32 protein-coding genes and 1 pseudogene are annotated in these 24,583 nt (G+C 45.1%); all 33 read left to right on the forward strand.

Annotated features, from left to right (window positions below; genetic code table 11):
* Nucleotides 1-19: 19 nt before the first annotated feature.
* The 33 genes and pseudogenes from FFM82_RS10880 to FFM82_RS11035 all read left to right on the forward strand — a co-directional run bounded on the left by FFM82_RS10880 (nucleotide 20) and on the right by FFM82_RS11035 (nucleotide 24,238).
* Nucleotides 20-826 (forward strand): terminase small subunit, encoded by an 807-nt coding sequence (locus tag FFM82_RS10880; RefSeq protein WP_137645837.1) that lies wholly within the window; start codon nucleotides 20-22, stop codon nucleotides 824-826.
* Nucleotides 807-2,054 (forward strand): PBSX family phage terminase large subunit, encoded by a 1,248-nt coding sequence (locus tag FFM82_RS10885; RefSeq protein WP_225425686.1) that lies wholly within the window; start codon nucleotides 807-809, stop codon nucleotides 2,052-2,054. Before FFM82_RS10880 ends, FFM82_RS10885 begins: the two co-directional genes overlap by 20 nt.
* Nucleotides 2,051-3,481 (forward strand): phage portal protein, encoded by a 1,431-nt coding sequence (locus FFM82_RS10890; protein ID WP_137645838.1) that lies wholly within the window; start codon nucleotides 2,051-2,053, stop codon nucleotides 3,479-3,481. Before FFM82_RS10885 ends, FFM82_RS10890 begins: the two co-directional genes overlap by 4 nt.
* Complete coding sequence (locus FFM82_RS10895; protein ID WP_137645839.1) at nucleotides 3,468-5,138, forward strand: minor capsid protein; 1,671 nt, start codon at nucleotides 3,468-3,470, stop codon at nucleotides 5,136-5,138. The genes FFM82_RS10890 and FFM82_RS10895 overlap by 14 nt, the downstream gene beginning before the upstream one ends.
* Entirely contained in the window at nucleotides 5,125-5,376 is a 252-nt protein-coding gene (locus tag FFM82_RS10900) for a hypothetical protein (RefSeq protein ID WP_137645840.1), read from the forward strand. Before FFM82_RS10895 ends, FFM82_RS10900 begins: the two co-directional genes overlap by 14 nt.
* 15 nt (nucleotides 5,377-5,391) lie before the next feature.
* Nucleotides 5,392-5,721: a YjcQ family protein gene (locus tag FFM82_RS10905; RefSeq protein ID WP_137645841.1), complete on the forward strand. Its 330-nt coding sequence runs from the start codon at nucleotides 5,392-5,394 to the stop codon at nucleotides 5,719-5,721.
* A 126-nt stretch (nucleotides 5,722-5,847) separates the two neighbouring features.
* A complete protein-coding gene (locus FFM82_RS10910) occupies nucleotides 5,848-6,399 on the forward strand; it encodes a phage scaffolding protein (RefSeq protein ID WP_137645842.1) in 552 nt (183 codons plus the stop codon).
* Nucleotides 6,400-6,411: 12 nt separating this feature from the next.
* Nucleotides 6,412-7,338, forward strand: a complete 927-nt coding sequence (locus FFM82_RS10915) for a capsid protein (protein WP_170178284.1) — start codon at nucleotides 6,412-6,414, stop codon at nucleotides 7,336-7,338.
* Nucleotides 7,334-7,447 (forward strand): annotated as a pseudogene (locus FFM82_RS13775) (HeH/LEM domain-containing protein); the annotation flags it as partial. The gene FFM82_RS10915 and the pseudogene FFM82_RS13775, both read left to right, overlap by 5 nt.
* Before the next feature lie 27 nt (nucleotides 7,448-7,474).
* Entirely contained in the window at nucleotides 7,475-7,864 is a 390-nt protein-coding gene (locus tag FFM82_RS10920) for a head-tail connector protein (protein ID WP_137645843.1), read from the forward strand.
* Nucleotides 7,861-8,256, forward strand: a complete 396-nt coding sequence (locus FFM82_RS10925) for a hypothetical protein (protein ID WP_137645844.1) — start codon at nucleotides 7,861-7,863, stop codon at nucleotides 8,254-8,256. Before FFM82_RS10920 ends, FFM82_RS10925 begins: the two co-directional genes overlap by 4 nt.
* Entirely contained in the window at nucleotides 8,237-8,635 is a 399-nt protein-coding gene (locus tag FFM82_RS10930; RefSeq protein WP_170178285.1) for an HK97 gp10 family phage protein, read from the forward strand. The genes FFM82_RS10925 and FFM82_RS10930 overlap by 20 nt, the downstream gene beginning before the upstream one ends.
* Complete coding sequence (locus FFM82_RS10935) at nucleotides 8,635-9,048, forward strand: phage tail terminator family protein (RefSeq protein ID WP_137645846.1); 414 nt, start codon at nucleotides 8,635-8,637, stop codon at nucleotides 9,046-9,048. The genes FFM82_RS10930 and FFM82_RS10935 overlap by 1 nt, the downstream gene beginning before the upstream one ends.
* A complete protein-coding gene (locus FFM82_RS10940; RefSeq protein ID WP_137645847.1) occupies nucleotides 9,041-9,223 on the forward strand; it encodes a hypothetical protein in 183 nt (60 codons plus the stop codon). The genes FFM82_RS10935 and FFM82_RS10940 overlap by 8 nt, the downstream gene beginning before the upstream one ends.
* Entirely contained in the window at nucleotides 9,223-10,581 is a 1,359-nt protein-coding gene (locus FFM82_RS10945) for a phage tail sheath family protein (protein WP_137645848.1), read from the forward strand. Before FFM82_RS10940 ends, FFM82_RS10945 begins: the two co-directional genes overlap by 1 nt.
* Nucleotides 10,582-10,598: 17 nt before the next feature.
* The gene (locus FFM82_RS10950) at nucleotides 10,599-11,081 is read left to right on the forward strand and encodes a phage tail tube protein (RefSeq protein ID WP_137645849.1); all 483 of its coding nucleotides are present in this window, start codon (nucleotides 10,599-10,601) and stop codon (nucleotides 11,079-11,081) included.
* A 12-nt stretch (nucleotides 11,082-11,093) separates the two neighbouring features.
* The gene (locus FFM82_RS10955; RefSeq protein WP_137645850.1) at nucleotides 11,094-11,528 is read left to right on the forward strand and encodes a phage tail assembly chaperone; all 435 of its coding nucleotides are present in this window, start codon (nucleotides 11,094-11,096) and stop codon (nucleotides 11,526-11,528) included.
* 221 nt (nucleotides 11,529-11,749) lie between these two features.
* Nucleotides 11,750-14,833: a tape measure protein gene (locus FFM82_RS10960; protein WP_137645851.1), complete on the forward strand. Its 3,084-nt coding sequence runs from the start codon at nucleotides 11,750-11,752 to the stop codon at nucleotides 14,831-14,833.
* Nucleotides 14,834-14,843: 10 nt separating this feature from the next.
* On the forward strand, nucleotides 14,844-15,536 hold the full coding sequence (locus FFM82_RS10965; RefSeq protein WP_137645852.1) for a phage baseplate protein: 693 nt from the start codon (nucleotides 14,844-14,846) through the stop codon (nucleotides 15,534-15,536).
* Nucleotides 15,537-15,538: 2 nt separating this feature from the next.
* Nucleotides 15,539-16,564 (forward strand): XkdQ/YqbQ family protein, encoded by a 1,026-nt coding sequence (locus tag FFM82_RS10970; RefSeq protein WP_137645853.1) that lies wholly within the window; start codon nucleotides 15,539-15,541, stop codon nucleotides 16,562-16,564.
* Nucleotides 16,564-16,866, forward strand: coding sequence for a DUF2577 domain-containing protein (locus tag FFM82_RS10975; protein WP_137645854.1), 303 nt, complete (start codon nucleotides 16,564-16,566; stop codon nucleotides 16,864-16,866). Before FFM82_RS10970 ends, FFM82_RS10975 begins: the two co-directional genes overlap by 1 nt.
* 10 nt (nucleotides 16,867-16,876) lie before the next feature.
* Complete coding sequence (locus tag FFM82_RS10980; protein ID WP_225425688.1) at nucleotides 16,877-17,329, forward strand: DUF2634 domain-containing protein; 453 nt, start codon at nucleotides 16,877-16,879, stop codon at nucleotides 17,327-17,329.
* Nucleotides 17,307-18,455, forward strand: coding sequence for a baseplate J/gp47 family protein (locus FFM82_RS10985; RefSeq protein ID WP_137645856.1), 1,149 nt, complete (start codon nucleotides 17,307-17,309; stop codon nucleotides 18,453-18,455). The genes FFM82_RS10980 and FFM82_RS10985 overlap by 23 nt, the downstream gene beginning before the upstream one ends.
* The gene (locus tag FFM82_RS10990; protein ID WP_137645857.1) at nucleotides 18,448-19,002 is read left to right on the forward strand and encodes a putative phage tail protein; all 555 of its coding nucleotides are present in this window, start codon (nucleotides 18,448-18,450) and stop codon (nucleotides 19,000-19,002) included. Before FFM82_RS10985 ends, FFM82_RS10990 begins: the two co-directional genes overlap by 8 nt.
* The gene (locus tag FFM82_RS10995) at nucleotides 19,002-19,919 is read left to right on the forward strand and encodes a hypothetical protein (protein WP_137645858.1); all 918 of its coding nucleotides are present in this window, start codon (nucleotides 19,002-19,004) and stop codon (nucleotides 19,917-19,919) included. The genes FFM82_RS10990 and FFM82_RS10995 overlap by 1 nt, the downstream gene beginning before the upstream one ends.
* Nucleotides 19,920-20,021: 102 nt before the next feature.
* Nucleotides 20,022-20,840 (forward strand): hypothetical protein, encoded by an 819-nt coding sequence (locus FFM82_RS11000; protein ID WP_137645859.1) that lies wholly within the window; start codon nucleotides 20,022-20,024, stop codon nucleotides 20,838-20,840.
* Between the two features lie 45 nt (nucleotides 20,841-20,885).
* Complete coding sequence (locus tag FFM82_RS11005) at nucleotides 20,886-21,302, forward strand: hypothetical protein (RefSeq protein WP_137645860.1); 417 nt, start codon at nucleotides 20,886-20,888, stop codon at nucleotides 21,300-21,302.
* 1 nt (nucleotide 21,303) lies between these two features.
* Nucleotides 21,304-21,633: a hypothetical protein gene (locus tag FFM82_RS11010; RefSeq protein ID WP_137645861.1), complete on the forward strand. Its 330-nt coding sequence runs from the start codon at nucleotides 21,304-21,306 to the stop codon at nucleotides 21,631-21,633.
* On the forward strand, nucleotides 21,633-21,770 hold the full coding sequence (locus FFM82_RS11015; RefSeq protein ID WP_137645862.1) for an XkdX family protein: 138 nt from the start codon (nucleotides 21,633-21,635) through the stop codon (nucleotides 21,768-21,770). The genes FFM82_RS11010 and FFM82_RS11015 overlap by 1 nt, the downstream gene beginning before the upstream one ends.
* Before the next feature lie 103 nt (nucleotides 21,771-21,873).
* Nucleotides 21,874-22,284, forward strand: a complete 411-nt coding sequence (locus FFM82_RS11020; protein ID WP_137645863.1) for a hypothetical protein — start codon at nucleotides 21,874-21,876, stop codon at nucleotides 22,282-22,284.
* 12 nt (nucleotides 22,285-22,296) lie between these two features.
* Nucleotides 22,297-22,680, forward strand: coding sequence for a hypothetical protein (locus tag FFM82_RS11025; protein ID WP_137645864.1), 384 nt, complete (start codon nucleotides 22,297-22,299; stop codon nucleotides 22,678-22,680).
* Nucleotides 22,681-22,879: 199 nt separating this feature from the next.
* Nucleotides 22,880-23,164, forward strand: coding sequence for a holin (locus tag FFM82_RS11030; protein ID WP_137645865.1), 285 nt, complete (start codon nucleotides 22,880-22,882; stop codon nucleotides 23,162-23,164).
* Complete coding sequence (locus FFM82_RS11035; RefSeq protein ID WP_137645866.1) at nucleotides 23,165-24,238, forward strand: GH25 family lysozyme; 1,074 nt, start codon at nucleotides 23,165-23,167, stop codon at nucleotides 24,236-24,238.
* Nucleotides 24,239-24,583: the final 345 nt, after the last annotated feature.

Below are 24,583 nucleotides of genomic sequence, written 5' to 3' on the forward strand. Positions count from 1 at the left end.
GGAGGTGTGGTGGTATGTAATGACAGAAAAGTATGAGCAGGCTGAACAAGACTATATGGCTGGTATGAAGTACAAGGATATTGCATCCAAGTATGAAGTCAGCTTGAATACTGTCAAGACGTGGAAGCGTCGATATGGTTGGCAACGTGGAACACCTAAAAAAGGGGCACCCCCTAAGCCAGAAGGTGTGCACACAAAATTAAAAAAGGGTGCACACAAAGTTGCACCCAAAATAGTAGATGAACTAGAGGCAAACGACGAGCTTACGGATAAGCAGAAGTCGTTCTGTCTCTTTTATTTGCAACGTTTCAACGCCACTTGGGCATATCAGAAAGCCTATGGGTGTAACTATGATGTTGCAGTTACGAATGGGCCGAGAATGCTCGGAAATGCTCGGGTAAAAAGGCAGCTTACAGAGTTGAAGAAACAACAACGTGCCGACCTGTACGTAACTGCTGATGATATCGCCCAGGAGTATGCCAAGCAGGCATTTGCCAGTCTAGGCGATGTCTTGGACTACAAGGTTCATGAAGAGTTGGTGCAGGATACCGACGGCGATGTATTCTTGGATACAGATGATAAGCCAGTGAAGAGACACGTTGCTGACATTTATCTTAAGCCAAGTAATCAGATTGATTGGTCATTGGTCCAAGATATCCACCGTGGCAAAGATGGCCTGGTGGTCAAACTATATGACAAGCAGAAAGCACTGGACAGCTTGAACAAGATTATGAAGGACACGAGTATTGCGGACCAGACTGCGCATGGCGTGCTGATTAAAGATGATGTTGAAGGGGGAAACGAGCGTGACAGAAGTGAGTCTTAAAAGTAAATTAGCTGCCTCGTTTTATAACCTGCACGTTGACATCAAGCATCAGCGCCATGCCAATTACTGGCTCATGGGCGGTCGTGGCTCAACTAAATCAAGCTTTGTTTCAATTGAAATTGTGCTCGGTATCATGAAAGACCCAGAGGCCAACGCAGTGGTACTCCGTAAGGTTGCGAATACGCTAAGAGATTCAGTATTCGACCAGTATCTTTGGGCGATTGATGTTCTCGGTGTTGGTGATTATTGGAAAGAATCGGTTAGCCCGATGATTCTAACGTACCTCCCAACTGGGCAGCAAATTCGATTCAAGGGGGCTGACAAGCCGCGAAAGATTAAGTCACAGAAGTTCCGTCGAGGCTATACCAAGTTCAAACATTATGAGGAAGTTGACGAATTCGCCGGCTGGCCTGAAATACGAAACATTAACCAGTCGTTAAACCGTGGTGGCTCCAACATTATCACCTTTTATAGCTACAATCCGCCAGCAAGTCAGAACAGTTGGGTTAACCTGATTACCAGCCAAGAAGGTATGCGTGAGGACACTTTGGTGCATAAATCCGACTACCTAAGTGTCCCTAGAGAATGGTTAGGCAAGGAATTCCTTGCAGATGCCGAGCAGTTAAAGAAGGACAACCCCAAAGCGTACGCCCATGAGTACCTAGGAGAGATTACCGGGACGGGCGCCGAGGTATTTAACAATATTAACAAACGCCGAATAACGGATGATGAGATTCAGTTGTTCGACAATATTAAACGAGGTATGGACTTTGGCTTTGCTAGCGACCCGCTGGCTTACGTCGAGGTCTTTTTTGATGTCACGAGGCACCGGCTTTACATCTTTAACGAGGTGTACAAAGTGGCTTTAAAGAACCGCAATGCCGTGGACTTGATCAAGCCGCTTGATCCAGAGAATAAAGTTATCACTGGTGATTCGGCATCGCCCGGTACGATTGCTGAGTTGCGTGACATGGGATTGAACGTGATCGGAGCCATCAAGGGGCCCGGTAGTCGTGACCAAGGATTTAAGTGGTTGCAGGATTTGCGCGAGATTGTGATTGACCCAGTCCGTTGTCCGAATGCGGCTCGCGAGTTTACAGCTTACGAGTTAGAACGTGACAAATACGGCGAATTAAAAGCGGAGTACCCTGATGGTGATGACCACAGCATTGATGCCGTTCGATACGCCGTTGAGTCGATTATGCGTAAAGGAGGTTTTAAGCCATGAAAACGAAAACGATGATTCAGCTATTGAAGAATACTGACGGTCGGCGTGGTCGCTTTAATCAGCGTTATCACACGGCCTTACGTTATTATCATAACGAGAATGACATCACACTACGCAATAACGGTGAGTCTAAGACCCGCGAAGAAGGTAAGGAGGCCGAAGACGGACCGCTAAGACATGCTGATAATCGGGTCAGCAGCAATTATGCGCAGTTATTAGTTGACCAGGAAGCCGGCTACTTGGCGACGGTACCTCCGGCAATCGACGTTGAAGATGATGAGCTCAATGATTTGATTAAGTCGACCTTGGGTGATAACTTCAACCTCCGATTGAATCAATTGGTTGTCGATGCCAGTAATGCTGGTGTGGCATGGGTGCACTATTGGCTTGATGACGATGGTCAGTTTAGGTATGGGATTGTCCCACCTGATCAAGTCACGCCAATTTACAGTAGCGACTTGGATAGCAAGTTGTTAGCCGTACGGCGTTCATATCGTAAGCTGGATTCAGAGACCGGCAAGTTCTATTCGGTGCATGAATATTGGACTGATAAGGACATGACGGCGTTTAAATCGCAGTTACCTAACTATAGCGACCTAGCGCCAATCACTGACCGGATTCCGACTTTCGATGTGTCGACTGGTGATGAGGTTGGTAGTGGTGCGGTGCTTAAACATAATTTTGGACGAGTGCCATTTATCGCGTTCCCTAAAAATAAGGACTGGCGCCCGGAATTATTAAAGATTAAGGGCTATATTGATGTTTACGATAACGTGTATAACGGTTTCGTGAACGATATTAATGATGTGCAACAGGTCATCTTAGTGTTGACCAATTATGGTGGCGAAGAATTATCCGAGTTCATGCGAACGATTAAAGAGGATAAAGCCATTAAGATGGACAATGCTGGTCCAAACGATAAGTCCGGCGTCGATAAACTAACCATTGATATTCCGGTTGAGGCACGGGACAACGTACTACAAAGGACGGATGCCAAAATTTTTGTTGATGGTCAAGGCGTAAACCCAACTGATTTTAAAGAGATTGGCAATGCGTCTGGTACGGCAATTCGTGCGTTATATGGACACCTTGAGCTCAAAGCATCAAACACCGAGGCGTACTTCCGTGACGCCTTAACAGAACTGGTGCGGGCCGTTATGAACTGGCTTGGGACGACTGATGCTGATTCGCGACCAATTAACCAAACGTGGACCCGTACGGCCATTCAGAATTCACTTGAACAGGCCCAAGTGGTTGCTGCCATTGCTCAGTACAGTAGCGATGAAGCAATTGCTAAAGCCAACCCGATTGTTGATGACTGGCAAGCAGAACTTGAACGCCGTCAAGATGACGTTGTCAACCAAGACGGCTATGCTAGTTTCGATGTTAATCAGGAATTAGGCGGTGGGGACGATGACCAAGCTTAGTTACTGGGAGAAACGCCATCTAAGAGAAAAGCAGCGGGAAATAAAAAGTGCTCAGCAATTTGAAAAGGGCATTCAAGCTGAATTGAATGGGGCGTATCGGGAACTGGCGAAAGAAGCCTCAATGTGGGTTGATCGTTATACCAAGAACCAAGGGCTGAATTCAGAGCAGGCGATGCGAGCACTACATGGTATTCGCACCAAGCACTGGCGAATGACGCTCAAACGGTTTGAGGCAAAAGCTAAGCAGGGTGGTTATCAAGACGAGCTAGACGCTGAGTATTATCGCTCACGTTTAGCTCGTTTGTCGTCGCTAGAAGAACAAATGCGTAAACTGACCCGTGGACTGGCTAAGAAACACACTAGCAAGATGGAAACCGCCTTAGCTAATGAGTACCAAGAGACTTACATGCGAACGACTTATCACACGCAGGCTCAGCATGGGGCGTTTACCGCTGACTTTGCTCGGTTCAACGAGATACAGTTAAGAACGATTGTTTCCCGACCGTGGGCCAAAGATGGCAAGGACTTTTCACAACGGATTTGGCAGAATTACCAGCAAGAACTGCCGAGCTACTTAATGGATTCGCTGTTCCGAGCGACGGTGATGGGGTGGGGCGTTGATAAAGTTGCCCAGCGGATGCACGCTCAATTTCAGGACGTTAAACGTAACCAGATTCATAATCTCGTTCAAACTGAATTGGGGCACGTTCAAGAGGAAGCCACCGCTAAGAGTTATGAAGAGAGTGGGATAAAACAGTACGAGTACATGGCAACCTTGGAGACGCACACTTGTACAGTTTGTGCTAAGTTAGATGGGCAACGCTTTAAGCTGTCTGAGCGTGAAGTCGGTATTAACTACCCGCTAATGCATCCCCGCTGTCGGTGTACGACCGTACCATGGATGGCAGACCTGCCAGAAATTGGTGAGCGTTGGATGCGTGATCCTAAGACTGGCAAAGGAAAGTTAATTAAGAACGTTACTTATGCGGATTGGTGGAAAGAGTATGGAATTGCCGATAAGGTTTGGAACAACGGCGATATCACTCAAATGTTGAGTAATAAGCCGATTGTTCGCATTAGTCAACTGACCGCTGCACAGTTAGAAGGCATGATAGCGCAGGTTAAACGGCCGCGGCCAGATGTGCTGGACGATATTCATCACGGTGCTTACCGTCAAAATATGTTAGATTATGCCCATGAACAGGGATACGATACCAAGCCAACAATACTTAGCTGGAAGGATTCTTTATTAATCCCTGATAGTGCGAAGATTTATCGTTATACTGATCGTAAACAACAATTACTGCATGGCGATTTAGAATATTCAACTACTAAGAATTCACTTAATGGGCGGGGCATATATTTTGGCGCAGATTATAAATTTACCGCTAAAAAATATAATCACGTTCCTAATGAACTGGTAACTGCTGCAATGACTGCGGATAGTATTATCGTAAGCCAATTTAAATTTCAAGCTGCATTGCAAAAGCAAATGCGAATTCTCGGTATTAAAGAGGATATACAGCCGTTGATTGGCGAGGTGTTATTCGATTACATTGCGATGGGCTTAGGTGTTGATGGGTGGTACAATAAGAACGGCGACAAGTTTGTCGTATTGAATCGGGGAAAGGTGGGCATCATTGATGAAAATAAATGAGATTAGCCCAGATATTAGAGAATTCCTATACTATCGGTTTAATGAACAACAAGACGCTGCGGGTATTGGCGATAAAACACCTGAAATGGAATGTTTTCGAGATAATCTAGAGATAAATAATTTTACTGCTGAAATTAAATATAGTTACTATAAGTACGCACCTAATGTTCAAGAATGTCTGGATAAAGCTCGTAAAATTACCGAAGACCATTGGCACGTTAAGATTGAATGGCAATAGTTTGGAGGTGCCGGGATGGCAAAAGACGATTACTTCGTAATCATGTACATGTTGTTAAAACGTCTGTATTCGTTATTAAAACAAGGTAAAGTAATTAGTAATAAGGAGCTTCAAGAACTAGGCTATAATTACAATACGACTTATTGGGAGTACATCCTGTTTAATATGTCAAATGAAGGTTATATTACTGGTGTTACTGAAGTGAGAGCTCTGCCTGGCAGCACTTTACGATATGAAAATGTGCAGATTACGCCGGCCGGGATTGAGTACCTGTTCAGTAATTCCATGATGGAACGAGTAAAGAACACACTGAAAGATTTTAAGAATATGATTCCCGGAGCCTAAGCACCCAACCAAGCGTTGAGTGCTATTTTTATACTCCATTGTCCCGAGCAAGACGTAAAAAGGCTTATTTTTTATGCCTTGATTTGCGGTCGCACCGCGTAATAAAAGCGTGAAAGGATGATCACTGTGAAACGAGAAGTATTAACGAAAATGGGACTAACCGAAGAACAGATTAACTCGATTATGGAAACTAATGGCCATGATATCGAGAATGCCAAGCATGCCTTGGGTGATGTGGAAGCTATCAAAGCGGAAAACGAGACGCTGAAAGGCAATGTTGCTAATCGGGATAAGGATCTTAAGGCATTAAAGAAACAGCTTGGTAATAATGAAGAACTAGCTAAGCAAGTGACTGAATTACAAGCCAAGTATGACGAAGATACCAAGTCATTAACCGCGCAGCTTAATCAAACCAAGCTGAACGGTGCCCTGGACACGGTATTGTCCAGCGCAAAGGCCCGTAATCCTAAAGCAGTCAAAGGCCTACTCGATATGGACAAGGTCAAGTTGACTGACGATGGCAAGCTAGAAGGCGTTGACGACCAGTTAGCGGCTTTGCGTAAGTCAGACGCCTATTTGTTCGATGAAGGTACCAAGTCCCATTACAGTCCTGATGGTGGTGGTGGTTCACAAGATACGGACCCCGCCCAAGCAATGATTGACGCATTTAAATCTTAGGAGGAATACAACATGACAATTAACTACGCGGATGCCTATCAACAAGCGATTCAACAAGCTTTCTATGATGGACATCTTTTTTCATCGGCATTATGGAACTCACCAGCTAACAGTGTGATTAATTTTGATGGTGCCAAGCACATCAAAGTGCCTCGTTTAACGATTGATGAAGGCCGCCGGGACCGTAAGCGGCGAACGATTACGCAACCAGCAGCCAACTATTCCAACGACTGGGATAGTTATGAACTAACCAATGAACGTTACTGGAGCACGCTGGTTGACCCGTCAGACGTCGACGAATCTAATTACGTTATCTCAATGGCTAACATCACTAAGCAATTTAATTTGGACGAAAAGATGCCGGAAATGGACCGGTTCATGTTCAGTAAGTTATACCAGCGTAAGGAAGCTGCGGCGGATGATGGCATTCATACCGATACCATTGACGAAAAGAATATCCTGACTGCTTTCGACGATATGATGGTGAACATGGATGAACAACGGGTCTCACAGACTGGTCGTTACCTGTACATCACACCGAAGAACAACGCCATTCTAAAGCGAGCGGAAGCAATGAACCGTCAGTTGGTATTGTCTGACCCGAACAATGTGCAACGGACGGTCTACAGCTTGGATGATGTCACTATCGTGGTGGTACCGTCTGACTTGATGCAAACGGCCTTTGACTTCACGGTTGGGTCCAAGCTCAAGGACGACGCTAAGCAGATTGAGATGTTCTTGATCTCAAATGGTGTTCAAATCGCACCACAGAAGTACAGTTTTGCTGGCTTTGACAATCCATCAGCGGCTAACAGTGGTAACTTCTTGTATTACGAACAAAGCTACGAAGATGTCTTTTTACTCAAGACTAAAACTAAAGGAATTGAATTCGTAGTCAGTGATAAGACACCGGTGACGGATGAAGCGAGTAGTGTCTAAGCCAACGGAAGCGAATACGATTGCGGAGATTAAAGCTTATCTTGATCAACAAGGTATCAGTTATGAATCGAATGCGGTTAAAGCTGATCTGCTAGCTTTAGTGAAGTGAGAATAAGTTGAAATAAGGTGAGATAAGATGGAGCAACTACCACGACGGCCAGTTCTACTGGCTAAGTTAAAAGCCTTGCGAGTGAATGAACCTGAAAATGCTGCCTATGACGTGATAATGGATTATGTGCTTGATAAGACTATTGCTGACGTAGCCAACTACTGTCACCTTGCAATGGCTGAATTACCGGAAGAGCTCGATAACACCATGATTGCGATGTGCTTGCAACTCATCAGCACACATCAATTACTCACACCACTTGATGAGCGGTCAGGAGACGTTGATAGCATCTCTGAGGGTGACACTTCCGTGAAGTTTAAGTCGGCATCTCAGGCTTACCTTGAGCTGCAGGAGGTCAACACGATTAGCGATAACTTTGTGCTGGCTTTGAATGCGTTCAGGAAGGTGAAGCGATGAATGGCTTTAAACGGATGGCACGAGTGCTGCCGACATTATGGCATGACCGGGTAACGATTAGTGGCGTTCGTGAAGTTAAAGATGGACCGTTCACAACGACGGAAGATGTGACTGTCTGTAAAGACCGACCGGCCAAAGTTGTCCTATCAGGACTCAAAACCAGTGAACAGTCGTTCTTTGGGACTGATGCCTATGATGCCAAGCTCATCATTGATAATGGCGTTAAGGTAGCAGCCGGTGACTTAATCACCGTGACTGATCAGAACAGCGTGGTAACTGAGTATCGGCGTGCCAGTAAAGGTTATACCGGCTATGCAAGTCACCAAGAAGTTGCGATGGTGCGTGATGAAAAGGCTAAAGAGGTGGTTAACGATGGCTTGGGGAACGATTGATGCCAAAGAGTTTGAGGCTTTCGTTGAAAGGGTTGGTGCACAAGGCAAACCACAACGGCTTAAACGTGAACTAAGCCAGAGTGTACGCCAGGTTGGTTCAAAAGCACTTCGGGGAGTTAAAAACCGTACGCCAGTTGACACAGGAACACTTCGGCGAGGATGGGAACTTAAGGGACCCACCATTAGTTCCTCGGACATTGTGCTGACGATGCTCAATAATATTGAGTACGCACAGTACGTCGAGTCTGGTCACCGAACGAGGAGTGGTGGCTGGGTTTCAGGTAGCCATATGCTGATGAAAACTTTATTTGAAGTCGATAATCAGATGTCTTCGTTGCTCACTCCAGCCTTTCAAAAGTATTTACAGGGGTTGATGTAATGGCCTTCGATATAATCAAATCAATTGCCGAAGAATTAGTGGGTATGGGGCTGAACTTACCAATCTATCGGGAGAATCAACGAGGCGGTTTTAAAGAACCGTCTTTTTTCATAAGTAAAATCACGGGACACATACAGCCTAACTTGTTCGGTATTCAGTGGCGGGATAACCATTATGAAGTGGTGTACTTTCCAAATGCTGATGGGGCTAACGCCGACATGGACGCGATGGAGGACTTTTTGTCCGATAACTTTACCCAACTGCAAGAGTTTGCCAAAATACGGGACCTGAACTTTGAACGGAGTGACAGCACGTTGGTGGCAACTTTTAAAGTTAAGTTTAGAGCCGTTCCCGTAGACCAGGGCACTAAACAACAATCATTAGACTTTGAAGGAGGTCTAAAACATGACTAAAGTACGCGCAAAGCGGGTCACTAAGGTTGCACGATATGGTAAAGCTGACTTATTACAAGCTAGTGGATTTACCAAGCTTGAGAAAGATATTCTGAACGTGGTTTTAGACAACGACCAAGAGTATTCAGTCGATCAGGCTAAACAACAAATCAAGAAATTTAAGGAGGCTATCTAATGGCTGGTGGAATTTGGACAACACAGAACAAAGTACGGCCAGGCGCTTACATCAATACTAAAGGTGTGGCAGAAGCAAAACCAGATACGACTATTGGTCGGGTGCTTCTGGCTAACGGCGTGGATTATGGTTGGGGGACAAACGGTGTGATTGAATTGTCCGCTGACAGTAATTTTCGCGCATTGATTGGGACAACGCTATCTGATGACAAGGCCGTGACTATTCGCGAGGCACTTAAGGGAGCATTAACGGTGCTACTAGTTAATGCCAACGACGGTGAGAAAGCAACTGTCACGGATGATGCCTTACCATGGACCTTTACAGCCAAGTTTGGCGGTACTCGTGGCAATGATATCAGCGTCAACGTGGTAAAAGATGCTACTGATGATAGTAAGTTGACCGTTACGACTCTACTTGATACGACAGCGGTTGACGAACAAACAGTGAGTGCGGATGGCACCATTTCACTATTGAGTAACGATTTTATCGATGTTACTACTGCGGAAGATGTGGCCACTAAGTTAGCTGCGTTGACGGGTAAAACGTCTTACAAGTTAACCGGTGGGACTTCAAAAGCCGGTGATGTAACCGAATTATTATCCAAAGTCATGGAAACGATGACGTATAACGTGGTAACCACGGCAGGGTATGCGGATGATAATCCAATTCATGCTTTATTAGTTGAAATGGTTCGCCGGATGCGTGAAGAAGAAGGCTACAAGGTGACGGCGGTTGTGCCAGGCAAACTTACTGATAAGCCTTGGGATTATGAAGGTGTGTCAACCGTCGTTAATGGCGTAGCTCTAACTGACGGCACTAAGTTAGATGCAACAATGGCTGCGGCTTATATTGCTGGCGCCTCTTCAGCTATTAACGGTGCTTCATCCTTAACTTATGCTGAATATCCGGGTGCAGTCGACGCAAATCCACGCCTGTCGAATTCTGCCACGATTGATAATTTAAAGAGTGGTCACTTATTGTTCACGGTTAAGCGTGATGGTGGTGTAGTGGTTGAACAAGACATTAATTCCCTTGTTAGCTACACAGACGATAAGCCAAGCTACTTTGCCAAAAATCAAGTGATTCGGACGATTGATTGGATTGCCAACCAAACTCAGACTACCTTTGAGGACCAGTTTATCGGCAAGGTTAACAATGACGAAACTGGCCGTGACTTGTTCAAGGCGAACCTGGTTGCACAGTTAGATCAACTTCAAAATAGTGGGTCAATCACCAACTTTGAGGCTGACGATGTCACGGTTGCATCTGGTGAGAATAAAGACGCCATCTTAGTGACGTTGGCAGTTCAACCTAATGAAGCAATGGAAAAACTGTACATGACGATTACGGTGCAATAAGAGAGGAGTTTTAAAACATGGCTGAAACAACGACAATTGGTTCTTTCTTAAATGGGCGAGACACAATTTCTACAAAAGACGCCAAGATTTACATCACAATTGACGGCAAAGTCATTCCGCTAATTGAGGCGAATAAGTTTAGCGCTAAATTAGAAAAAAACAAGGAAGACGTTCAAACCTTGGGCTCACGTTGGAAACACAAGAAGGTTACGAGCGTTGAAGGTACGGGGACACTTGGCGGCTATTTGATTAGTTCCAACTGGTCCAAGTATGCTTTGCCATACATTAAAGGCGGCAAGGACCTGTATTTTGAAGTTACCATGACCATTAATGACCCAACGAGTGCTGCTGGGACACAGACTTTGCACTTTACGGACGTTAACCTTGATGACGTCCCGTTTGCCGACTTTGAGGCGGATGACGATGTTATGCAATGGGAATCAGACTTTACCTTTGAAGGCGTAGAACTAATTCACGCTTTTGATGGATTTGATTTGTAGGAGGAGTAAGTAATGAGTGAAGAAGTAAAGCAACAACGTAGCGTAGCAGGGTTCTTAAAGCAGAACGTTGATTATGAACCGGCGACGCAAGAAGTCCTATTTAAACGGTTTAAAGAACCGTTTGTGATTCGGGAAATTACAAATAAGGAAATTGACGTACTACGGAAAAAGGCAACTACTCGGCATAAGAATCCGGCTACTGGTCAAGTGGAAAAGACGCAAGATCAGGAAAAATTTGGCGAATTGATGGTCACTGAATCAGTTGTTTTTCCGCCGCTGGACAATGAAGAACTTCAAAAGAGTTACGGGTGCTTAGCTGACCCCGTGGGATTACTTAAGGAAATGCTCAAAGTGGGTGAAATGACGGACCTTAGCGGTGAAGTCATGAAGTTATCTGGGATTAATCAAGATAACTTGGAAGATTTAACTGAAGAAGTAAAAAACTAGTCGAGGCGGGCCAGGGAAATGATTTTAATTACTACTTCTACGTAATGAATGAGTATCACTGGACGCCAGCACAATGGATTAGTTTTACAACGCGTGAAAAAGCCCTGATTATTGCTGGAATTCAAATCCGTGTTAAGGAAGAGAAACGGCAAGAGAAGGATGCTAAGCGTAAAGCTAGGAGGCATTAGCTTTCTAGTGTACATAGGAAAGGAGGCAGAAGTGTGTCGACCGTAAGTGCAACGATTAAGATTCTAGATGGCTTTTCAGGACCACTTAGTAAGTTAAATTCAGGACTTCAGGCGGGACAAAGTCGTTTTAGCCAGTTTAAGTCTGCCATGAATGGTAACCCGTTTGGTTCTGTGAATAAATCTGCCCAACAAACTGGCGGGATTTTCAAGCAAATGTTGGGTGCTAACTTGATCGGCTCAGGAATTTCTAAGGGAGTCGGGATGGCCACATCAGGAATTGGGTCAATGATGACTGAATTAAACGATTCTAGTAAAGCCTGGCAGACTTTTAATGGCAATATGAGTATGATTGGTCAAAGCCAAGGACAAATCAATAAAACCCGAGGCTCACTCCAAAAATATGCTCAACAAACGATTTATTCTGCCTCTGATATGGCTTCAACTTATAGTCAATTGGCGGCCGTTGGAACCAAGAATACCGGTCAACTGGTTAAGGGATTTGGAGGCTTAGCCGCTGCCTCAGCGGACCCGCAACAAGCAATGAAGACGTTAAGTCAACAAGCAACCCAAGCAGCAGCTAAGCCACAGATTCAATGGGCTGACTTTAAACTAATGCTCGAGCAGACGCCCGCTGGTATGGCAATGGTTGCGAAAACCATGCATAAGAGTACTGGGCAATTGGTTAAGGATGTTCAAGCGGGTAAAGTTAAAACGGATGATTTCTTTAATGCGATTGCTAAGACTGGTACGAATAAGAACTTTAGTAAAATGGCCACACAGTATAAAACTGTTGGTCAAGCGATGGATGGTTTAAAAGAAACTTTGGCCAATAATTTACAACCGGCATTTGATAAAGTTGGCAAGGTTGGAATTAAGGCTATTAGTGAATTAACTGACAGTCTTGGCAAAGTTAAGTTTGATACGATTGCTGACAAGATTACGCCTATGGTTACTGGTGTGGTTAATGGATTGAAGACGGCGGGAAAGGCAGTTAGAGCCTTTTTTAAATCATTCAGTGATAGCGGTGCAATTTCATCAATGGGAGCCGCATTTTCTTCAATTAAGGAAACCATTGGCAGTGTTATTGGTAAGCTGTCTAGTATGGGGACAAAAGATCCTTTTGCGGCGTTTAAAACATTGGGTAGTATAACTGGTGGCGCGCTAAAGGGAGCTGCAAATGCAATCACGGCAATTTCCGATGTGATTGGTGATTTAGACCCTAGTTCTCTTAAAGTATTAGGGGCAGCGTTTGTTGCGCTTAAAGCTGGGACTAAAGGATTAATTTTAACGGCAGTTGTAGCTGGACTGACTGCACTTAGTAAGTTAGATTCGGGTACCTTGAATGCATTAGCTAAGGCACTAGGTGTTTTGGCAATTGGTTTAGTTACTATTAAGACGTTAGGCAAACTGGACAGTGCCTTTACTGGATTAAGCCGTGGCATAAAGAGTTTGGGTAGTGGCGGAGCTATTTCTAAGATTGGCTCGAGCGCCAGTGCGGGTGCGGCCGGATTTATTAAACTAGGCGCCTCGTTGTTACTAGTGGGTGGGGCTATTTTACTTGCTGGTGCAGGCATGTGGTTAATGGTCGATGCAACTACTTCATTAGTAGCGGCTGGCTGGCCTGCGGTAGCTGTGTTTGCGGGCATGGTGATTGGTATTGCAGCCTTGGCAGCTGTTGTTGCACTGATTGGTCCGGCGATGATTGCGGGTGCAGTGGGCTTCGTTATTTTTGGAGCTGCGTTACTAATTATCGGTGTGGCGGTATTTGTTGCCGCTGCTGGATTAGCCATTCTTGCAACGCAACTTCCGCTAATTGCTCAATACGGGCTGACAGCCGCCATTAATATATTAGCGTTAGCTGGCGCCATTGCAGTGTTCGGCCTGGGTGCAATTGTGGCAGCAGTTGGTTTAATCCTACTTGGTGCCGCACTGCTGGTTGTTGGTGTTGGCTTTGCCGTAGCCGCGATTGGTGCATTGTTATTTGGGGTTGCGATGGCGATTGTTGCAGCAACCGTCTTAATTGCGGCAGTCGGCATGCTGATGCTAGCAGTCGCAGTTCCGTTGGTTGCAGCCTTTAGTTTGGTTGCGGCGGTTGGACTTTTGATGATGAGTGCTGCTTTGATGATTATTGCAGTCGTCGGATTGATTGCCGGTGCCGGTATGATTGTATTAGGAGTGGGATTGATGTTAGTGGCGCCATTAGCAATTGTGGCAGCAGCTGGTATTCTTTTACTTGGCGCTGCCGCAATTGTCCTTGGGGCTGGATTAATCATTGTGGCGGCTGGATTAGCAGCGGTGGCAGCTGGATTAATTTTGGCGGCAGCTGGCGTTATGGTATTAGTCACAGCTTTCATCACGGCTGGAACCATGCTAGTTAGTGCCATTGTGGGTGCGATGAAGAATGTCATCTCAGCAGTTTCTGATGGCATTTCTACTGCAGTTAGTACGGCTAAGAGTTTTGGTAGTGCGCTAGTCAGTGTTGGTAAGGATTTGATTCAGGGACTTGTAAACGGGATTAAAAGCATGATTAGTACAGCAGTAAGCACAGTTAAGAACGTTGCTGGAAGTGTTGTTAAAGCAGCTAAGTCAGTATTGCATATCGGTTCGCCGTCAAAACTATTTAATCAGTATGGACGTTGGGTAGACCAAGGGCTGATTAATGGATTGAATCGTGATGCAGGAGGCGCTGCTAGTGCTTCTAGTGCGATGGCTCAAGGCGTGGTTAACGCTGCTAGCGGTATGAGCGCAACATTACCAAATTTAGTGGCAGGATCACTTGCAGGTAATAATGCCGGTGATGTTTTGGCTGACGGCTTTGGACGAGCGCTAGTCATGATTAATCGAGTGTCTAAAGCGATTGATGGTTTGGGAAGTAATTCAATTGGTGTCAATGGCAGGATGGCTAGCGACTTACCTTTATCCTCACCGTACGGAGAAGGTAAGAGCACTACCACTACTAATACCAATTATGGTAATGATGAATCTAACGTCGTTGTTCAGGTTCAAAGTGGTGCCATCCAACTTGTAAGTAGTGGTAATGCTCAAATGGACGGTGAAGCTATTGTTCGGGCTGCTGAAGACTACTTGAAACACTTAAACGGAAAATCGATGAGTTAGGGGGCGCAAGATGGCAAAACATGTCGGTATTTATCTGACGGATAGTAAGAATTCCACGTTTGAATTACCGGTTAACCCCGAGGAGATTCAAATCAGTAGTGAGACGGACGATGCTACGGAGACGGTTGTCAAGCTGGGGGAAGTCAATGTTCTAGGCGAGAAAAAACTTCGAACTGTTGAGATTGAAAGCATTCTGCCAGTCAAAACGGCGGGTGTGAACTATGTGACGGCTACCAAGCCGCTTAGTTCAGCTCAAAAGTACATTGACCGGATCCTTAAAATTCAAAAGTCTAGAAAGCCGGTACGATTAGTTTTGTCCGGTTCAAAGATTTCACTAAAAATGACGATTGCCAAGTTTACGTACGGGTTTAAGAATGCAAATTCGGATGAGTACACGTATACACTGAGCTTGACGGAGTATAGAACGTACAAGGCAAGAAAGATGAAAATCACCAAGAAAAAGGTTGCTAAAAAGGGTAAGGGACGATCGAAACCGCCTAAGAAAATTGGGCGGGGGTCCAAGGTGATTGTGAATGGTCGGCTGCACCTTGATAGCTACGGTCGGGCTCCTGGCGTAACGGAACACAATGCTGTTCGCAAGGTGAACTTTATTGCACCGGGACGTGCGTGTCCTTATCACGTCACCTTGCTCAACGGCGGTTGGCGCGGTTGGGTTAAAAAGTCTGCAGTTAAGGCGGTGTGAGCATGGCGATTACAAGCTTTACAGTTCAGCACCGTGGCGGCGGAATGGTGGTCTGGGATATTCGTGAACTAGTTGTGGATGATACGGTACAGTGGACGACGGACCTTAATTACAGCGCTGGTGAGCTGACCTTTGACATCGTGGAAGTTGACGAAGGTTTTACGCCTCGTAATGGTGACATCGTAAAAATGAGTTGGGATGGGGTCAAAACCTTTTACGGTTATATTTTTGATTTCAAATATACGAACGAAAAGTTTAGTGTTACGGCTTACGACAAACTCCGTTATCTTAAAAACGAAGACGCAATTGTCTGGCCGGTCACGACCGTCTCACAACGTTTTGATAAAGTTTGCCGAATGGCTGAGATTAAACATCGTGTTGTTAATAACTCAAGTCACAAGGTTGCCGCTGAAGTTTGTGATAGTAAGACCTACTTTGACATGCTGAAGTCGGCTATCGAAATAACGACAAAAGCAAACGGCCAAAAATACTTTGTGATCGCAAATTATGACACGGTGGAGTTGCGTAGAGCACCTTACCGTAGTTTGACGATTATCTTGGGTGACCAATCCCTCATGACTAAGTTTGAGTATGAACGTAGCATTGATGACGCAGCCACGGTCGTTCGGGTTGTTCGTGAAGATGAAACCAAGGGACAAAAGAGTACCGCTACTGCAACGGGGAAGAGTGCTAAGGACACGCATTACACAACTGTCACGGCTGGTAGCCCGCATAATATAGACAACTGGGGCCGTCTGCAGAAGGTTGAAAAAGCCAAGGAAAAGGCTAACGTCGCGCAAATGAAAGCCCAGGCCCGTCAACTTTTGAAAGAGAAAAACATTCAAAAACGGACCCTGAAACTGACAGTGTTAGGTGACATTAGTTTGGTGGCGGGCAATGCGGCGTATATTCAGATTAAGAGTCTGAAGGACATCGGTCTGGGAACTTCCTCGCATTTGATTACGAAAGCGACCCACCATTTTGGCAAGGATTACACTTGTGAGGTTGAAATGGTGGTGAACAAGTAATGGCAGGACAATGGTTATTGAGCCAGCTTAAAAGCAAGGGTGGCAAAGATGCTGACTACGCTGACGTGGTTTATGGTACCGTGGTCAGCACTGCGCCACTCCAGATTCAGTATTCAAATAGTATGATTCTTACGAGCAGTTTCTTAACGCTAGGGCGTGCCGTTAGCGACTATGAAACGACCATTAAAATAGATGGCTCGGATAAGAAAGTAAAAATTAAGAACGGACTGCGGTCTGGTGATCACGTTGCGATGATTCGTGGCGATGGTGGCCAGACTTTTTACGTGTTCGACAAATTGTGAGGTGATAAAAGTGGATGATGAGAACTTAGTTACGGATACAACGACTGATGAAGATTCATTGGACGTGATTGAAGACGAGGTTCAGGAGGTTACCCTAACTTCAAGAACTTACAAGGTTACAAACGGTCGCATTATCGGCATGACGGATGACTTGGATGCCATGGTGCAAGCCATTGATAAGATTATGCGGACAGAACGGTTCGTGTTTCCAATTTATTCGGACCAGTACGGCAACGATTTTGAGGAATTGCTGGGTAAAGACTTTGATTACGCACAAGTAGAAGTTGAACGGATGCTGACTGAGGCACTGGAAGCGGATGACCGAGTCGGTGAAGTGCAAGTGGATACGATTGAGCGTACCGATGCAAACACGCTAACCGTGACTGCGACTGTTAGCACGGTTCATGGCGATGTACCGATTGAGACGGAGGTGAACATGGGTGAATCCGGAACAATTAATTGAACAAATCGAGGCGCAGGACTTTGACTACTATATGGACAAAGCGCTTGCGAACGTACCGGACACGGTTGATAAACGGGAGGGCTCAATTATCTATGATGCATTAGGACCAGCCTGTATGGCCTTGGCTGAGTCCTCAATGAGTTTGGCCACCGTCGTTCGGCAAACATACACAGCCACCGCTCAAGGCGAATTTTTAGACTATCGTGCAGCCGAAAAAGGCACAGCCCGGCAAACGGCTACTGCCACACAAGTTAGCGCTAAGTTTACTGATTCAGACGGGCAACCAGTCACTAGCGTGGTCGTAGGTGACCGGTTTGCGAGCTTGGGTGATGAGCCTATTTTCTATCAGGTAACGGAACTCACTGGTGAAGGGTCAGCGTTGTTGACTGCTGAAACCGCTGGGAGTGGGTCTAATGGCTATCGGGGTCAAATCTTGCCAGTCACACCAAACGATTCGCTTTCTTGGGCGGAAATTACGGATGTACCGGTGCCAGCTCGTGACGCGGAAACGGATGACCATTTGAGGGAACGTTTGCTGTCACCGGACACCTACAATGCATACGGTGGGAACGTAGCGGACTATGTGGCTATCTTATCGAAAATTGATGACGTGGGCGCCGGGCAGGTTTATCCGGCGTGGCAAGGTGGCGGTACTGTTAAATTGGTGATTCTGGATAATGATTTGCGAGCAGCTAGTAAAGAACTACTAGCTACCGTTAAGAACTCGATTGATCCTGATGAGGTGACGGGGCAAGGCTATGGACTAGCGCCAATTGGGCATAAGGTGACAGTGGTCGCGCCAACAGAGTTAAGCGTTGACGTGACCACTACAGTCGAGGTTGATTCACAAATTACAATCAAGGCAGTACAAGCCCAAGTTGAGGCAGGAATTGCGGATTACTTCCAGAAACGACGACAGGATTGGGACGACGTGAATACTGCAACGGGACGCGGCTATAAATTAACGCTTTATCGAGCTCAAATCCTAAGCGAGATTTTAAAAGTTGAAGGGGTGGTCAACGCGTCAATGCCTAAGTTAAACGGCAAGGACGCTGATGTTGACCTGGTCTTTACGAATTCGGTCTCACAACTGCCGGTAGTTGGGATGGTGACGCTCAATGGTTAAACTAGCCGATTATTTACCAGATTACTATGATAATGTTCTCGAAACTGATTTACTAATGCAAACTGAGCAGAAATTATTCGATGGCCGGACCGATGAATTGGGACGCTTATTGATGAACCAATTTGTAACGCAGGCTGATAGTACGGGGTTATCTGTATTTGAGGCGGAACTTGGCATGGATGTTGATCCCCATACACCCCTGGAGACGCGGCGGACAAATATCTTGTTGCGAGTGCTACCACCGCAGGCAATCACGCTCGGCTATTTTCGACAACTGGTGAATGCGCTCAAGATACCAGCCGATATTGTTGTTGACTCGGTTAGTTGTGTTGTGAAGACGTTAAGCACCGTGGGGGCGTTGACACCAAGCCAAGTGGTACAACTTAAGTTCTTAATGAATACCTACTTACCCAGTAACTTAGCCTATCAAATTAGTAAACAGGGTAATACAGATAGCAAACATGTTTTAAAGGTAGGTTTTGCAACGCATGCAAAGGTAACGGCCTTTGTGGGTGCAACGCCAATTGACTATAAGGGGGTTGGATAATGGCGAAGTATAAAGACTCAGTATTGACCACAGCTGGCCTAGCGTTGGCCAGTAGCGCTTATGCAGGAAAAACGACGTTCAAACTGACTCGTACAACGACTACAGCTGAAAAATTGACGACCGATAAGATTAGGCCTTTATCAGCGCTGCCTATTGAGAAACAAGAAGGGCTTATTACACAAGGTGATAGTGTAGTCACACATGATCATACTCTGATTACGGCAGAACTGTATTTTACAAATCAAGACTTGTCAGCCGGATACGAAGTTAATGCGATTGGCGTGTATGCACAGGAGACTGGTGCGGATGAAATTCTCTATAGTGTTATCATTGCAGACCAGCCAGAATACATGCCGGATTTTAGTGATAAAGTCCTAATGGAATTTAAAACGACCGTAACAATGGCGGTCGGTCAAATCGATGCCGTTATTATCGAGATGGCAACTGATGGATTAGCAACACGACAATACGTCGACAACACATTAAAGCAAGCCAAATCGTATGCGGACACTGGTGATAGCCAAGCTCTAACCGCGGCAAAAGAGTATACGGATAGCAATTTGCCAGCAAGCTTGGATGATCGTAGCTTCGCAGTGGACATCTCAATGCTTAACGTGAATGACTTTCCGCATTTTAGAGCCTGGGGTTACTACAACGGCGCCGGAATTGCGCAAACAACCGCTTATGCTGGGGTACCGCTGATGACGGAGTTCACCTTAAGCGTTGATTTAAAAGAAAATGGTGAAGTAATGATTCCTAAGCTGGTTCCGAAACAAATCGAAACGGCGTTGCCTGATTTTGATACGAGTAGCTTCACTGTGAGCGTAGCCAGTGACGGTGAGTGGCTGTACCTGATTTCGGAACCAGCAACAATCGGTATTCAGTGTTTGAATGCGAAATTTAAACGGGAGGAATAGCAATGAAAATTAGAACTACATTAGAATTTGTCGGGGGGGGCAAAAATGCTAGTTTAACAGCATTTTTAACCCCTTTATCATACGTGGATGGTGGTGTTAACCATGGCTAACATCACTACGATTGACCCTGGCCAAGCTGGCTGGGACCGAGTTGCTAATAAGAACTTTGAAACTCTGGCCAATACAGTTGTTGGTGGGCGTAACTACTTTAGCATGGCTAACTTTAACGCTAATAAGTTTGAAGAATCCGTGCTTAAAATGCCTTCGGTTATCTTGCAATTAAAACCGAATACTGTGTATACCGTTTCAACGACAATTCCGGCACGAACTGACTTAGACGACGCACAAGACTGTTTCGCAGGTCCGGTGGGTTTTCGTCCGGAATCGGGTGTTAATGGTGTTAAAGATACGGCTCCGCTAACGGTTACGACGGATGCGGTTGGTAAGCTGCAGGTTTCATACCGTAATACCAATCTGAGAGAGAACCACATTCAGGTTGAATTAGGCGATAAAGCCACTGACTGGCGGCCGGCCATTGAAGATATGGCACAGGTATCTGACACTGGTTGGCAAACGGAAGGTGTTGGCTTAGTTAACGGTGCTAAGGTCACTGATAGTAAGCCAAATAATGTGCCTATGTACCGTTTTGTTACGCTGACTGCTAATGGCGAAGAACTCCATTTATTATCGATTCATGCTGGCTTAACCGGTTTTAGTTCGCGTTCGAAAATCATTACTTTGCCAACGTCGGTACAGTCAGCGCTCGAGAACGTACAAGGTATCCCGTTTGGCGATGATTCGTATCATGCCACTCTCTGGCTGAGCGCTAGCGGGCCAAATGTCTACTTCGATACTTACCAAGGTACGGCGCAAAGCGCACCATCAGGCGGGGTATTGATCAGCACAACAGTAATGTATTAGGTCGTCCATGTTGGGCGGCCTTTTAATATAGAAAGGAAGCTCAATATGGCAGTCAATTTAACTGAAATCACACACGGTCAAGCCGGGTGGGATAAAACTGCAAATTCAAACTTTAACGCATTAAACCAAGATACTGGGTTAGTACGACTAACAATGGTGGGCGCAATCAAAGGCTTATACCAGGCAGAGAATGCACCACTTGCACGCAGGGTCAACGGTGTAGTGCATTTAACTTCGGGGATTATCTCCACGGGAACCATTCCTGCTGACACAAAGATTCTATCTATGCCAGATGAACTACTTGGTGCCGATGGAGGGATTACCGCGTTATGTCAGGATGTCACTAATAAAGGTGCTTTTCCCGTCACAATTAAGACGGGCGGTTTGTTTGTGGCAAAAGACTTAGCATGTGGAACTAGTTTGAATTTTGCAGGGATCACTTATTTAGGAAAGGATGTATAAGATGGCTATTTTGTACTATTGGGACGAAAAAAAAGAGCTCAATCACAGCGAGTTCTATCAAGATGAACTGCCAACGCCGATGCCGTCAAATGCAACTTCGGTAGCACCCCGAAACGGGCTGTATGAACCGATTACTTGGAATGGGGAGACATGGGTTGGCACCGATAAAGAGGTATGGTTAGCAGCTCATCCTGTATCTAAGCCGGAACCATCGGCACAGGACAAAGCTAATGCTGCATTGGCTTTGCAAATTGCACAAAATAAGGCAGCTCAGGATAAGTTTAATGCGCAAACAATGTTGGCACTTGCACAGAATGGAGGAACTAACTAATGTTTTTTGACTATATCAAACAGTACTACACGATGGGGCTTTATACGAAAGATGATCTCAAAACATTAAAGCTTGGCGGCATGATGACTGCTGATCAGTATGATGAACTAGTTGGCGCTGCGAAAACGGAGGAATAGTAATGAAAATTAAAGCTGAATTAGAAATTGTCGGGGGGGGCTAGAAATGTTGTAACACCAGTATTTCTAACCTTTTTATCATCAGTGAACGGTGGTGTTGATAATGGCTAACATCACCAACATTGATTATGGACAAGCCGGTTGGGATCGAGTCGCTAATGAAAACTTTAAAGCGATTAACGCTGATATTACTGACACTGGCTGGATTGACTTAACACTTATTAATGGGTTCGCTAATCAATCGACAATTGGAAAAACAAGTATTAGAAAATTTGGGAAGCTAGTAACTTTACGAGTAGCACTAACTGGACTATCGCTAAAAAGCGTGGCCACTAGACTGCCCTCTGGTTTTTCACCTTTGCAACAGATTCCGATTTCATTAAGAGGAACTGAGGGGCGGACCTTTTCACTGACAGTTACAGGCTACGGTGAATTAAAATTTGAAAGTCCTGCAGATAATAACTTTGAGTCAACTGATTATGTTGGCGGCATTGTGAGTTGGATGACAGAATAGGGGTGATTGAATGTGCTTTATCACTTAAAACATAATAGATTTTGGTTATGGAAAGCGCTAGAGACGTACGGTCTCGGCGTTTATTTTTTAATCAAGCAAAACACTTTCGTCTTTGAGCCACCACGACCTAGCCTACTCGATATTTTTGATGATCCGCCAGTAATTTTCATATTGGCTGTCATTGGTACGTTTGCGCTAGTCTACTCACTTTGGAATGTAAACTTTTCATATTATAAGCCGGTCATGACGGGGTTGCTAACCTTTGCATGGCTATTTTTTATGGTCGCGTTTGGGTTGCATGATTTTGCTATTCAAAGGTATGTCAGCTTTGAGAGTATGTATGCATTCTTTGTATTAGCATCCACGATTTTTGAGATTGTTATGGGAGATGACTAGGTATGAGTGACGCTGTTGCGGTAGCTTTGATAACCACGGTGGGTTCAGTCCTTGTTGCAATCCTGACTCAAGTGGCGACAGTCTGGAAAACCGCAAACAGCGACGATAAAGGGCTTAAGCAGGAGAATGAAGAACTCCGTAGGAAGAACAAAGAGTTACAAGAAATAGTCGATTACTATAGAAAGAGAGATGATAGGTAGTGGAGCAACTAATTCAGTTAGTAAATAGCGGCACCATTGTATTGATCGCGCTGGGAACGTTTGCCATCGTATGGGGGATTAAGCAAACGCCGCTGAACAATAAATACTTGCCGGTTGCGGCAATCTTAATTGGTGCGTTGATTGGAGCGGTGTTCAGCTTGTTCGCTGGCGATGTTCAACCAACCGTGGGTTTAGTAGATGGTGTCGTTGCTGGTGCTGTTAGCGTGGGTGGGAACGAGTTTATTAAGTCACTATTGCATGCGCTTGATGGAGGTGCTAAATAGATGGTATTACATGGATTTGACGTTGCCAGTTATCAAGCTGATATGAATGTGGGTAAAGTTCCAGGGGACTTTGTATTAGTGAAAGCGACTGAGGGTACTAATTATATTAACCCTGAATTTAGTAAGCATGTTAAGCAGACGGTTGCCTCAAATAAGAAGCTAGGTATTTATCATTTCATTCGTAATGACTCGAGTGTTAAAAAACAGGCCGATTATTATCTGACGACGATTAAGAAGTATATTGGTGAGGCCATGTTAGTACTGGATTTTGAAAATACAAAAGGATCAAGTATTCAAAATCAAAATGGAGTTAGATTAGCTAAACAATGGCTTGATTATATTTATAAGAAGACTGGTGTACGCGCAGTATTGTATACGGGATTGAGTTGTGAGAATACGCTTGATTGGTCGTCTGTAGTCAAGTCAAATTACGGACTTTGGATTGCTCAATACAATAACTACAAACCTGTGACCGGTTACACGCCGCGTGACTTGTACGGTTCGCTTAAGAATTGGGAAACTGCGGTCATGTTCCAGTACACGAGCAATGGTTATTTAACTGGATGGACGTCAGGACTTGATCTAGATGTATTTTATGGTGATACATCGACGTGGGATAAGTATGCCAAGGCTACCAAGACGGTAACCGAAAGCAAACCTGTTCCAAAGCCTAAGCCAACCGCTACCGGGCCAAAGTGGGTTAAGGAAACAAAGACGTACACTCTTAAGACTGCAGTCAAGCTACGTAAGTCAGCTTCTACAGCAGCGGGCGTCATTACAGTACTACCAGCCGGTAGTACGGTTAAGACTGACCGCGCCATTATCCAAGGCGGTTACCGCTGGGTCCGGCAACCACGATCCGGTGGTTATGGCTATCTGGCAACCGGCCCGAAGTCAAACACTCTGGCCTATGTAAAAAGTGGTGTTGCTAAGACGTACTACAAGGTCAAGTCCGGCGATTCATGGTGGGCGATTGCCAACTCAAATGGTATGACGGTCGGTAAGCTGACCAAGTTAAACGGTGCTACCGCCAGCACTATGATTCATCCGGGAGATAAGATTCGAATTAAGTAAGCGAAAGCCCGTATCAGCCAATTTGGTTGATGCGGGCTTTTTTTATGTAAGTGCTAGTATTATGAAACTAGCACTTAGCGATTATATCCTTGACCACGTGTGGATAATGCATTTGATACATGTCTACGATATTACAGACAAGTTATTTGTGCAATCTTATGAACGTAATTGTAAGTTGAACGTTAATTTCCTCAGGCAATTACGTTGGGTCGAGTGCAAGTATAAATTATGTATGAACCCTGCCTATGGGCCTAGAATAAAAAGTGTACAAGTTAAATAGAGACTCTGATTTAGTATAATTAAGGAAGTAAATTGGAGGATCAAATAATGACGAAGCACAGTTAT

The sequence above is a fragment of the Lactiplantibacillus plajomi genome, from assembly GCF_005405405.1.
Lineage (GTDB): Bacteria > Bacillota > Bacilli > Lactobacillales > Lactobacillaceae > Lactiplantibacillus > Lactiplantibacillus plajomi.